This is a genomic window from Allonocardiopsis opalescens, assembly GCF_003002095.1.
Lineage (GTDB): Bacteria > Actinomycetota > Actinomycetes > Streptosporangiales > Streptosporangiaceae > Allonocardiopsis > Allonocardiopsis opalescens.
The window spans coordinates 528,329-539,263 of sequence record NZ_PVZC01000006.1; the positions used below are offsets into that span (position 1 = coordinate 528,329).

11 protein-coding genes are annotated in these 10,935 nt (G+C 72.6%); 4 read left to right on the plus strand and 7 right to left on the minus strand.

Annotation, left to right across the window (positions count from 1 at the left end; genetic code table 11):
• Positions 1-36 precede the first annotated feature (36 nt).
• On the plus strand, positions 37-468 hold the full coding sequence (locus CLV72_RS21875) for an organic hydroperoxide resistance protein (RefSeq protein ID WP_106249515.1): 432 nt from the start codon (positions 37-39) through the stop codon (positions 466-468).
• A gap of 82 nt (positions 469-550) precedes the next feature.
• On the opposite strand, the gene CLV72_RS21880 is transcribed toward CLV72_RS21875, so the two are convergent.
• The 7 genes from CLV72_RS21880 to CLV72_RS21910 form a co-directional block, all read right to left on the minus strand.
• The gene (locus tag CLV72_RS21880) at positions 551-1,327 is read right to left on the minus strand and encodes an alpha/beta fold hydrolase (RefSeq protein WP_170141067.1); all 777 of its coding nucleotides are present in this window, start codon (positions 1,325-1,327) and stop codon (positions 551-553) included.
• A gap of 137 nt (positions 1,328-1,464) precedes the next feature.
• Complete coding sequence (locus CLV72_RS21885; protein WP_106249519.1) at positions 1,465-2,475, minus strand: sugar phosphate isomerase/epimerase family protein; 1,011 nt, start codon at positions 2,473-2,475, stop codon at positions 1,465-1,467.
• Between the two features lie 99 nt (positions 2,476-2,574).
• Positions 2,575-3,768 carry a Gfo/Idh/MocA family protein gene (locus CLV72_RS21890; RefSeq protein ID WP_245930357.1) on the minus strand — a complete coding sequence of 398 codons (1,194 nt, stop codon included), beginning with the start codon at positions 3,766-3,768 and terminating at the stop codon, positions 2,575-2,577.
• A 71-nt stretch (positions 3,769-3,839) separates the two neighbouring features.
• Positions 3,840-4,904 (minus strand): substrate-binding domain-containing protein, encoded by a 1,065-nt coding sequence (locus CLV72_RS21895; RefSeq protein ID WP_106249521.1) that lies wholly within the window; start codon positions 4,902-4,904, stop codon positions 3,840-3,842.
• 99 nt (positions 4,905-5,003) lie between these two features.
• Entirely contained in the window at positions 5,004-6,107 is a 1,104-nt protein-coding gene (locus tag CLV72_RS21900; RefSeq protein WP_106249524.1) for an ABC transporter permease, read from the minus strand.
• A 24-nt stretch (positions 6,108-6,131) separates the two neighbouring features.
• A complete protein-coding gene (locus CLV72_RS21905) occupies positions 6,132-7,679 on the minus strand; it encodes a sugar ABC transporter ATP-binding protein (protein WP_245930358.1) in 1,548 nt (515 codons plus the stop codon).
• 198 nt (positions 7,680-7,877) lie between these two features.
• Positions 7,878-8,669, minus strand: a complete 792-nt coding sequence (locus tag CLV72_RS21910) for a DUF427 domain-containing protein (protein ID WP_106249529.1) — start codon at positions 8,667-8,669, stop codon at positions 7,878-7,880.
• A 332-nt stretch (positions 8,670-9,001) separates the two neighbouring features.
• Here CLV72_RS21910 and CLV72_RS21915 point away from each other — a divergent pair, with 332 nt between their 5' ends.
• The 3 genes from CLV72_RS21915 to CLV72_RS31845 all read left to right on the plus strand — a co-directional run.
• Complete coding sequence (locus tag CLV72_RS21915; RefSeq protein WP_106249531.1) at positions 9,002-10,285, plus strand: DUF418 domain-containing protein; 1,284 nt, start codon at positions 9,002-9,004, stop codon at positions 10,283-10,285.
• A 95-nt stretch (positions 10,286-10,380) separates the two neighbouring features.
• The gene (locus CLV72_RS21920; protein ID WP_106249534.1) at positions 10,381-10,572 is read left to right on the plus strand and encodes a hypothetical protein; all 192 of its coding nucleotides are present in this window, start codon (positions 10,381-10,383) and stop codon (positions 10,570-10,572) included.
• Positions 10,573-10,840: 268 nt separating this feature from the next.
• Positions 10,841-10,935: Hsp70 family protein (locus tag CLV72_RS31845; protein ID WP_146159520.1), on the plus strand; the 95-nt coding region annotated here is incomplete at its 3' end.

Sequence of the window (10,935 nt, forward strand, 5' to 3'; positions counted from 1 at the left end):
CAGCACGGCAAGCGAAGTGAAGACGAAGGGACGACCATGACCGTACAGCTCACCAAGGACCTCTACACCGCCGAGGTCTCCGTCCAGGGCGGCCGGCAGAACGGCCACGCCGTCTCGGCCGACAAGACCTTCGACGTGCGGATCACCCCGCCCACCGACATGGGCGGCTCCGGTGAGGGCACCAACCCCGAGGAGCTGTTCGCGGCCGGCTACGCCGCCTGCTTCCAGGGTGCCCTCGGCGTGGTGGCCCGCCGCCAGAAGGTGGACACCGGCGAGTCGACCGTGACCGCCAAGGTCACCCTCGGCAGCATCGACGGCGGCGGCTTCGGCCTCAAGGTCGCCCTCGAAGTGGCGATCCCGGGTGTGGACTCCGACACCGTCCAGCAGCTGATCGAGGCCGCCCACCAGGTGTGCCCGTACAGCAACGCCACCCGCGGCAACATCGAGGTCGACCTGCGCGCGGTGTGACCGACGCCGTCGCGCCGACGGCCGCCGCACCGCCGCCGTGCACGCGGGGAGAGTCCCGCGCGCACGGCGTGCGCGGGCGGGCTCACACCGGCAGCAGCTCCTCCGGCAGCGGCGCGCCGGCGATCCTGGCCCGCACGAGTCCGGTGAACAGCTCGGGCCGCTCGCCGTTCCAGGCGTGGCCCACCCCCGGCACCAGCCGGGCCTCGCCCGACGGGAACGCGGCCGCGATCTCCGGCAGCGAGCGGCGAACCGACTCGACCTCGTTCCCCCCGGCCACGGCCAGCACCGGGCAGGCCACCGAGCCGGCCCCGTCGGGGATCCGGAAGGCCAGCGCCTCCTCGGTCACCCTGCGGACGGCGCCCTTGTCCATCTGCAGCGCCGAGGCGCGGTACCCGGCGTACTCCGCCTCGGACACCTTGAGGGTGCGCGCATTGGCCCGCAGCACCGGTTCCCACCGCATCATCGGCGTCATCATCCGGCCGAGCAGCCGGATCCACGCCGCATTGGCGAAGGGCAGCACGTTGATGCCGCTGACCGTGAGTCCGGCCACCCGTTCGGGGTGCTCGACGGCCAGGTGCATCCCCACATAGCCCCCCAGCGACAGCCCGACGACCTGCGCCCGCCCGCCGGGCACCCGCTCGGCGAGCAGCCCGGCCACCAGGGCCGCGGTGTCGGCGAAGGACACCCAGGGGCGGCCGTTGCTGCGCCCGTGCCCGGGCAGGTCGGGCACCAGCACGCGGAAGTCCGCCGCGAGCCCGGCCACCTGCCGCTCCCATATCCACCCGCTGGTACCGGCCCCGTGCAGCAGCACCACGGCCGGCGCGCCCTCGGGGCCGGCCTCGCTCACCTCGATCGTCATGGCTCCATCCTGGCGGTCGGCGCCGTGCCCGCGGCACGGCGCCGCCGGTGCCATCGGGCCCCGCGGGCGCGGATCCGGCGGCGGGCGCACGCCGCCCACCCCCGGATCGGCCGTGAGGTGGGCGGGTACGCGGGCGGCTAGTCCCCGCTGCTGAAGGCCGCGTCGAAGGACTCGGCGGAGGGCTCGATCTTGGCGAGGTTCCGGACGAACTCCAGGGCCTCGGGGGCGCCGATGAGGCGGTCCATGCCGGCGTCCTCCCACTCGATGGAGATGGGGCCGTCGTAGCCGATGGCGTTGAGGGCGCGGAAGGAGTCCTCCCAGGGCACGTCGCCGTGGCCGGTGGAGACGAAGTCCCAGCCGCGGCGCATGTCGGCCCAGGGCAGGTGCGAGCCGAGGCGGCCGCGGCGGCCGTCGCCGGTGCGGACCTTGGCGTCCTTGCAGTCGACGTGGTAGATCCGGTCGGCGAAGTCGAAGATGAAGTTCACCGGGTCGGTCTCCTGCCACACGAAGTGGCTGGGGTCCCAGTTCAGGCCGAAGGCCGGGCGGTGCCCGATCGCCTCCAGCGCCGCCTTGGTGGTGTAGTAGTCGTAGGCGATCTCGCTGGGGTGCACCTCGTGGGCGAAGCGCACTCCCACCTCGTCGAAGACGTCGAGGATAGGGTTCCAGCGCTCGGCGAAGTCGGCGTAGCCGCGCTCGATGATGGACTGGCTGACGGGCGGGAACATCGCCACGGTGTGCCAGATCGAGGAGCCGGTGAAGCCGACCACGGTGTCGACGCCGAGCTTGGCGGCGGCCCGCGCGGTCTTCTTGATCTCCTCGGCGGCGCGCTGCCGCACGCCTTCGGGCTCGCCGTCGCCCCACACCCGCGACGGCAGGATGTCCTGGTGCCGCTCGTCGATGGGGTGGTCGCACACGGCCTGGCCCACCAGGTGGTTGGAGATGGCCCAGACGTTCAGGTTGTACTTGGCGAGCGTCTCCTTCTTGCGCTCGACGTAGCCGTCCTCGCTGAGCGCCTTGTCCACGTCGAAGTGGTCGCCCCAGCAGGCGATCTCCAGGCCGTCGTAGCCCCACTCCGAGGTGAGCCGGCACACCTCCTCGAACGGCAGGTCCGCCCACTGTCCGGTGAACAGGGTGATCGGTCGCGGCATCGTCTAGTCCCCTTCTCCTCGGTTCGGATGGCTCTGCGGTGCGGGCGGGGGCGGCGGTGCCCGGCGGCCGGCACCACCGGGCACCGCCGCCCCCGCCGGCTAGGGAATCGGGGTCCAGGCGCTGCCGGCGGCGGCGCTGTCCTCGACGGCGGCCAGTACGCGCTGGACCTGGAGGCCGTCGGCGAACGACGGCGTGGGGTCGGTGCCCTCGGCGACGGCCAGCAGGAAGTCCCTCACCTCGTGGGTGAAGGTGTGCTCGTAGCCGAGCAGGTGGCCGGCGGGCCACCAGGCCCCCAGGTAGGGGTGCTCGGGCTCGGTCACCAGGATGCGGCGGAAGCCGGCGGTGCCGCCGTCCTCCTCAGCGTCGTAGAACGACAGCTCGTTCATCGACTCGAAGTCGAAGGCGAGGCTGCCCCGCGAGCCGTTGATCTCCACCCGCAGCGCGTTCTTGCGGCCGGTGGCGAAGCGGGTGGCCTCGAAGGAGCCGAGGGCTCCGCCGGCGAAGCGCGCGGTGAAGATCGCGGCGTCGTCCACGGTGACGGGCCCGGTGGCGACGGCGCCGCCCGCCTGGGCGGACAGCCCGGCCGAGGCGTCGGCCAGCGGCCGCTCCTTGACGAAGGTCTCGGTGACCGCGGAGACGCCGGTGATGCGCTCGCCGCAGACGAACTGGGTGATGTCGACGATGTGCGCGCCGATGTCGCCCAGCGCGCCCGACCCGGCCTTGTCCCGCTGCAGCCGCCACACCAGCGGGAACTCGGGGTCGGTGATCCAGTCCTGGAGGTACTGGGCGCGGACGTGCCGGATGGTGCCGAGCCGCCCGTCGGCGACGAGCTGCCGGGCCAGCGCGAGCGCGGGCACCCGCCGGTAGTTGAACGCGACCATGCTGCGCACGCCGCGCTCGGCGGCCGCCGCGGCCGCCTCGGCCATCGCCTCGGCCTCGGCGACGGTGTTGGCCAGCGGCTTCTCCACGATGACGTGCTTTCCGGCGCCGAGGGCCGCGATGGCGATCTCGGCGTGGGAGTCTCCCGGCGTGCAGATGTCCACGACCTGGATGTCGTCGCGCTTGAGGAGCTGTCGCCAGTCGGTCTCCGCCGCCGCCCAGCCGAGCTGGGCGGCGGCGGCGCGCACCGCGTCGGGGGACCTGCCGACCAGCGCCGCCATCACAGGGGTGACGGGCAGGTCGAAGAAGGCGCCGACCGTCCGCCACGCCTGAGAGTGGGTGCGCCCCATGAAGGCGTATCCCACCTGTCCGACGCCGAAGGTGGGCCGGTCTGCCAGATTTCCTGAGCTCACGAATTACTCCCCGATGATGCGGTGCCCGGTCGGACCCGTGCCGTTGGTGGTGACTGTGCCGTGCGCCGGGGTCAGGACTCGAAACCGAGGTCCTGGTACTCCTCGACGTTGTCGGCGGTGATCGTCTCCGACGCCAGCACGATGTTCTGCGGCACCGCGTGCTCCACCAGGTCGCTCATGCCCCTGCCCTGCGCGATCAGGCGGGCCAGGCGGATGGCCGAGGAGGCCATCGACGGGTTGTAGGTGACCGTCGCCTCGACGACGCTGTCCGGGTTGGCGATCTGCGCCATCATGTCCGAGGAGCCGGCGCCGCCGACGAGGAAGAACTCGTTGCGGCCGGCCTGCTCGATGGCGGCGAGGACGCCGATGCCCTGGTCGTCGTCGTGGTTCCACACGGCGTGGATCTCGTCGCGGGCCTGCAGGATGTTGCTCATGACCTCCTGCCCGGATTCGACGGTGAACTGCGCGCCCTGGCTGATGTCGACCTCGAAGCCGTAGGTCTCCAGGGCGGCGCGGAAGCCGTCGCTGCGCTGCTGGGTCAGCGGCAGGGTCTCGATGCCCGCCACCTCGGCGATGATCGGGTTCTCGACGCCCTCCTCCTGGAGGCGGCGGCCGATGTAGTGGCCGGCGGCCACGCCCATGCCGTAGTTGTCGCCGCCGATGTAGGTGCGGAAGGACAGCGGGTCGGGGAAGATCCGGTCCAGGTTGACCACCGGGATGCCGGCGTCCATGGCCTGGCGGGCCACCGCGTTCAGCTGCTCGCCGTCGTTGGGCAGCACGACGATCGCGTTCACGCCGTCGTTGATCAGCGACTCCACCGCGGCGATCTGCTGCTGGATGTCGTTGGTCGGCTCCACCGCGCGGAAGTCGATGTCGGAGTACTGCTCGGCCTGCGCCTGGGCGTTGCGGCTGATGGCCGCGATCCAGCCGTGGTCGGCCGCCGGGGCGGAGAAGCCGATGATGACGGTCTCGCCGGGGGCGTCGTTGTCGGTGCCGGCGTTGCTGACGGCGGGGTTCTCGCCGCCGCCGTCGGCCGGCTCGTTGCCGGTGCAGGACGCGGCGAGGGCGCCGGCGCCGACCAGGGCGCCGCCGAGCAGGAACCGGCGGCGGGCGACCGAGGTGAGGATCTCTGGCATTGTTTCGAAGCCCTTTCTACGGGCGGCACGGGATGGCGGGTTGACGGGTGCGGGCGCGGTCGGCCGGGCGGCGGGCGGGGGCGCCGCGTCCGGCCGTGCTCAGCTCGGGGCCCGTCCCCGGCCCAGGAACAGCGAGCTGAGGTTGCGGCGCTGCAGCAGCACGGCGCCGACGATGATCGCGCCCTTGGCGATGTTCTGGACGTCGGTGGGCAGGTTGTTCAGGATGAACAGGTTGGTGATGGTGGTGAACACGAGCACACCGAGGATCGACCCGATGAGCGTGCCGCGGCCGCCGGTCAGCAGGGTGCCGCCGATGATGACGGCGGCGATGGCGTCCAGTTCGTAGAGGTCGCCGTGGGTGCTGGATCCGGTGGTGGTCCGAGCGGTGATCATGATGGCGGCGATGCCGCAGCACAGCCCGGAGATCGCGTAGAGCGCCACGGTGTGCCGCTGCACGTTGATGCCGGACAGGCGGGCCGCCTCGGGGTTGCCGCCGACGGCGAAGGTGCGCCGGCCGAAGGTGGTGCGGTTGAGCACCAGCCAGCCGATCGCCACCACCACGGCGAAGAGGTAGACCATCAGCGGGATGCCGAGGATGCGCTCGGTGGCCAGCGCGTTGATCGCGCCGTTGTCCAGGTCGACGGTCTGGGTCTGCCGGTTGGAGATGAGCTGGGCGAGGCCGCGGGCCGCCACCAGCATCGCCAGGGTGACGATGAACGGCACCAGCCGCCCGTAGGACACCAGCAGTCCGTTGATCAGCCCGGTCGCGGTGCCGACCAGCACGGCGCAGACGACCATGATCCCGGGCCCGAAGGACTGGGTGGCCACGGTGGTGCACCAGACCGAGGCGAGCGCCATGATCGCGCCGACGGACAGGTCGATGCCGCCGCCGATGATCACGAAGGTCATCCCGACGGTGATCACGCCGATGACCGCGGCGAGCATCAGGATGTTCACGAAGTTGGTGGCCGAGGCGAAGTTGTCCGAGGTGAGCATGCCCACCACGACCAGGATGCCCAGCACCGCCACCAGTCCGAGGTGGCGCAGCTCCCCGTGGCGGCCGAAGCCGCCCAGGAAGCCGGGGCGGGCGGGTCGCTGGTGTGCGCCGGCCTCCTCGGCCAGCGCCTCCACCCGGCCGCTCTCGTCCGCGGGCGGCGCGGGATCGGTGACGCTGGACGCCCCCGGCGTCCGCTCGTCGCTCATGTCCGTTCCTTTCGGGCTGTGCGGTCAGGCGGCGGGCCGGCCGGCCGGCTCCGCGGAGTCCGCACCGTCGGTCGGGGCCATCACGAGGTCGAGTACCTGCGCTTCGTCGAGTTCGGTGGCGGCCGCCTCGTGCACCAGGCGGCCCTCGCGCACCACCAGGACGCGGTCGGAGAGGCCGAGCACCTCGGGGACCTCTGAGGAGACCAGCAGCACGCCGAGCCCCTGCTCGGCGAGCCGGCGGATCAGGGCGTACAGCTCGGTGCGCGCTCCGACGTCGACGCCCCGGGTGGGTTCGTCCAGCAGCAGCAGCCTGCGCCGCTGCACCAGCCAGCGCGCCAGCACCGCCTTCTGCTGGTTGCCGCCGGACAGGGTGCGCACCTCGCGTTCGGGGTCGTGCGGGCGCAGGTCCAGTGCCGCGACCTGCTCGGCGGCGGCGCGGGCCGCCTTGCGGCGGTCCAGCCAGCCGAAGGTGGCGAAGTCGTCCATGGCGGCCAGCAGGATGTTCTCGGCGACGGAGTCGTGCAGCAGCAGCGCCTGGCTCTTGCGCTCTTCGGGCGCCAGCCCCATGCCGGCCGCCACGGCCGCCGGGGTGGAGCCGCGCCGCACCGGCTTGCCGTCGATGAGCACCTGGCCCGCCGAGGCGCGGCGGGCGCCGTAGATGGTCTCCAGGATCTCCGAGCGGCCGGAGCCGACCAGCCCGGCCAGCCCGACGATCTCGCCGGCCCGCACCGAGAAGCTGATGTCGGCGAAGACGCCGGGGAGGCTCAGCCCGCGCACGTCGAGCACCGCGGCGGCGTCGGGCGCGGGCGCCGGGCGCTCGGGGAAGGTGTTGGCGAGGTCGCGGCCGACCATCAGCGAGACGATCTGCGGGGTGGGGGTGTCCTTGGCGGCCAGTCCGACGGCGACGGTGCGGCCGTCCTTCAGGACGGTGACCCGGTCGCCGATCTCGCGGATCTCGGCGAGGCGGTGGGAGATGTAGACGACGGCGACGCCGGCGGCGCGCAGGTCGCGGATGATGCGGAAGAGGTTGCCGACCTCGTCGTGGGCGAGCGCGGCCGAGGGCTCGTCCATGATGATCAGCTTGGCCTCGTGGGAGAGGGCGCGGGCCATGCTGACGATCTGCTTGTGCGCGGCGGGGAGCCGGCCCAGCTCGGTCCTGGGTGAGATCTCGCCGTGGCCGAGGCGGTGCAGCAGTTCCTGGGTCCGGCGGTTCATCTCCGACCGGTGGATGAAGCCGGCCGTCGTCTGCTCGTGGCCGAGGAAGACGTTCTCGGCCACCGAGAGGCCGTCGACGAGGTCGAGCTCCTGGTAGATGGTGGCGACCCCCAGCCGCATCGCGGCGGTCGGGGAGTTCAGCCGGACGGGCTCGCCCTGCCAGCTGATGGTGCCTTCGTCGGGCTGGTGCGCCCCGGACAGCACCTTGATCAGAGTGGACTTGCCCGCGCCGTTCTGACCGAGTAGGCAGTGGACCTCACCGGGGCGCACCACCAGGTCGACCCCGTCGAGGGCGCGCACGCCGGGGAACTCCTTGACGATGCCGATCATTTCCAGCAGCGGTTCGGACTCGGGCACCAGATTCCCCCGGCTGTCGCGACCGGCCGGACGGGAAACCGCCCGGCAACCGGTCGGAAATAGACCGGCTGCCGGTGAATCTACGTACTTTGGCCAGCCTTGTGAAGACCTTCAGGCGAAAGTCGACGCACTTGTGACGTGGCTTGGACTAAGTTTCGGCGGATGCGCTACCCGGCGCCACCGCGGCCGCACGGCGCGCTAGCCCGGCATGCTGGTCACGGTGAGGTCGTCGTGCAGGAAGCAGAGGTAGCCGGCCACGTCCAGGGCCTCGGCGAGCGGCGCCGGGTAGGACCACGCCGCGTCGTCGAGCCGCCTGTCGCCGACCCGCAGCGACCAGTACGAGGCGTTCCCCTTGTAGGGGCAGACCGAGGTGGTCTCGCTGGGCTGGAGGAGGTCGCGCCGGACGTCCTCGGGCGGCAGGTACAGCCGGTTGGGCAGCCCGGTCTCCGACAGCAGGCGCGGCCGGTCGGACTCGGCGATGACCTCGTCGCCCAGGGTGACCCGCACCCGGCGGCTGCTGCGGCGTACGTCGACGCGGTGGTAGGGGTCGCGCAGGTGGCCCTGGACGTGCTCGTCCTCGTCCAGCCAGCCGTCGGCCGCCTCCCAGTACATCGAGGCCAGGCCGCGCAGCCAGGAGGACTCGGGGTTCGGCTCGGGGTAGGACCACACGGCGTTGTCCACCGTGCGGTCGCCGACCCGCAGGTGCCAGTAGCGCGCGTCGCCCTTGAACGGGCAGTGGGTGGTGTGGTCCGACGGCGTCAGCACCTCGTCGCGGATGTCGTCGAGCGGCACGTAGAGCACCGGCAGCAGGCCGGTCTCGTGCAGCAGCCGCCCCCGTTCGGTGTCCAGCACGGTCACCTCCCCGACCACCGCGCGGATCCGGCGCGGGAACGGGTGCAGCAGCAGGCGGTGCTGCGGCCCGTCGAGCCGGTAGTTGACGGTCTCGGGAACGCGGCGCGACAGCGGCCCGTAACCGAAGGTCAGCGACATCGAGGTCAGCTCCTCGGGGATGTGTCGGCGGCGGCTCGGCGAGCCGCCCGGTCGTAGGGTCGATTCTGGTGGACGGGACCGAGCGAGGACGGGACCTGAACGCATCCGGCCGGTCGGCCGGGTCCGGGCGGACGGGCGGACCACGTCCCGGCCGGGAGCGGTGGCCTGATCCGGCCGCTCGGTGGGCTACCTTCCCCGGCCGCCGCCGGCTCATGTCCGCCCGCCGCGGCCGGAGCGCGTGAGAGGATCGGCGCCGACAAAAGGCGCGCATCGCGCGCCCCGCCCCGTGTCCGCCCGATCCGGGCACCCCGAACAGGGAATCCCGCGCAGCCATGGCCGCATCCCCCTCGCCCTCCGCCGGCGCGCCGTTCCGCGGCCCGGCCACCATCACCGAGCGCTCGCTGGCGCCCGACCTCATCAGGGGCAGCGCCCTGCTGCTGATCGCGGTGGCCAACTCCGTCCTGCACCTGTGGGGCCACCCGCTGGGCCTGCGCAGCCGGCCCGAACCCGGCACCGCGCTCGACCAGGCCTTCTCCTTCGGCAGCCTGCTGCTGGTCGACGGCCGGGCCTATCCCCTGTTCGCGGCGCTCTTCGGCTACGGCGCCGCGCAGATCGTCACCCGCCAGGCCGAGGCCGGCACCTCCGTCGGGCAGATCCGCCGTCTGCTGGGCCGGCGGGGCGGCGCGCTGCTGCTGTTCGGCTTCGTGCACGCCGTGCTGCTGTGGTCGGGCGACGTGCTGGGCCTGTACGGGCTGCTCGGGCTGGCGCTGGTCGCCTTCGTCCGGCTCCGCGACCGGTGGCTGCTGATCTGGTTCGGGCTGATGCTGATCCCGTTCGTCCTGTCCAACGCGCTGCTGGGCGTGGAGTTCGCCGACGGCACCGCCGCCTCGGTCGACTCCGGCTCCGAGGCCGACTTCGCCGCCGCGATGACCCTGCGCCTGTCGGAGTGGCTGGCGCAGCTGGTCCTCGGCCCGGTGCTGGGCATGGTGGGCATCCTGGCCCCGATGCTGATGGGCTACCTGGCCGGTCGGCATCGCGTGCTGTCCGAGCCCGACCGGCATCGGCGCACGCTGCTGCGCACGGCCCTGGTGGGCGTCCCCGCCGGGGTGCTGGCCGGCCTGCCGCTGGCCCTGGCGGGCGCCGGCTACCTCGCCGTGCCCGCCGAGTCGCTGCCGCTGCTGGCAGCCCTGCACGGCATCGGCGGCCTCGCGGTGGCGCTCGGCTACGGCGCGGCCCTCGGACTGGCCGCGGGCGCGGTCGAGCGGCGCGTCGCGAGCGCGGCCGGCGGCGCGGCCGGGTACGGCAGGACGGTGGCGGCGCTGGCCGCGACCGGCCGCAACTCCCTGAGCGCGTACCTGCTCCAGTCGGTCGTCTTCGTGGCGCTGCTGGCGCCGTGGTCGCTGGGGCTGGGGGACGACATCAGCGTCGCGGCGGCGATGGGGCTCGGCGCGGCCGTCTGGCTCGTGTCGGTGCTCGCGGCCGCCGGGTACGGCGACCGCCGCGGTCCCGCCGAGTCGGTACTGCGCAGGATCGTCTACGGCGACCGCGGCCGCGCGGTCGCGGCCCCGTCCGGGGCGGCACCGGACGCGTCGCCCGGCGATTCCCGGACCACGTGACACCCGGCACACTGGCAAACCGGCCGACCTGACGACGCGTCCTATGAGCGATACCGGACGAGCGGTCTGACGGAGCACGAACATGGACAACGGCAATGCGCGAACGGCGTGAGCTGCGGTCCTCGCTACTGCTGAATGTCGAGCGCGGCGCCTTCTGGGCGCTGTACGTGGTGGCGCTGGCCGCCGCCGTCCTCTACTGGAACCGCGGCGAGACCGATGCCGCCGCGATCGTGGCCGCCTGCGCCGCGGTGGCCGCCGCCCAACTGATGCGCCTTCCGCGCACCTGAGGCCGTCGGCGCGTGCGGACGTCCGCACGCGCCGACGGCGCTCCCGCTGAGTCCGGGCGCCTTTCCCCTGCCTCTCCCCCGGCCCATCGGCGGCCCCGCACGGCGGTCGCCGCCGGCCGCGGGGCCGTTTCGCCGTATGCCCAGACCACACGAGGAATCGATCAGCTGGCAACTAAGTTGAGTCAAGTAGGCTCATCCGATTTGACCGAGACGAGCACGGACAGCATTATTGCGTTGATCGGACTCAATACACGGGGAGGAGCACACGGTGGCGCGTGCGGTTGGTATTGATCTTGGTACGACGAATTCGGTGGTGGCGGTGCTGGAGGGTGGGGAGCCCACGGTGATCGCTAATGCGGAGGG

Excerpts from the sequence above, each read along its gene's own strand:
- CLV72_RS21875 (WP_106249515.1), top strand. The coding sequence starts at position 37 with ATGACCGTACAGCTCACCAAGGACCTCTACACCGCCGAGGTCTCCGTC.
- CLV72_RS21880 (WP_170141067.1), bottom strand. The coding sequence starts at position 1,327 with ATGACGATCGAGGTGAGCGAGGCCGGCCCCGAGGGCGCGCCGGCCGTG.
- CLV72_RS21885 (WP_106249519.1), bottom strand. The coding sequence starts at position 2,475 with ATGCCGCGACCGATCACCCTGTTCACCGGACAGTGGGCGGACCTGCCG.
- CLV72_RS21895 (WP_106249521.1), bottom strand. The coding sequence starts at position 4,904 with ATGCCAGAGATCCTCACCTCGGTCGCCCGCCGCCGGTTCCTGCTCGGC.
- CLV72_RS21900 (WP_106249524.1), bottom strand. The coding sequence starts at position 6,107 with ATGAGCGACGAGCGGACGCCGGGGGCGTCCAGCGTCACCGATCCCGCG.
- CLV72_RS21910 (WP_106249529.1), bottom strand. The coding sequence starts at position 8,669 with ATGTCGCTGACCTTCGGTTACGGGCCGCTGTCGCGCCGCGTTCCCGAG.
- CLV72_RS21915 (WP_106249531.1), top strand. The coding sequence starts at position 9,002 with ATGGCCGCATCCCCCTCGCCCTCCGCCGGCGCGCCGTTCCGCGGCCCG.
- CLV72_RS21920 (WP_106249534.1), top strand. The coding sequence starts at position 10,381 with ATGCGCGAACGGCGTGAGCTGCGGTCCTCGCTACTGCTGAATGTCGAG.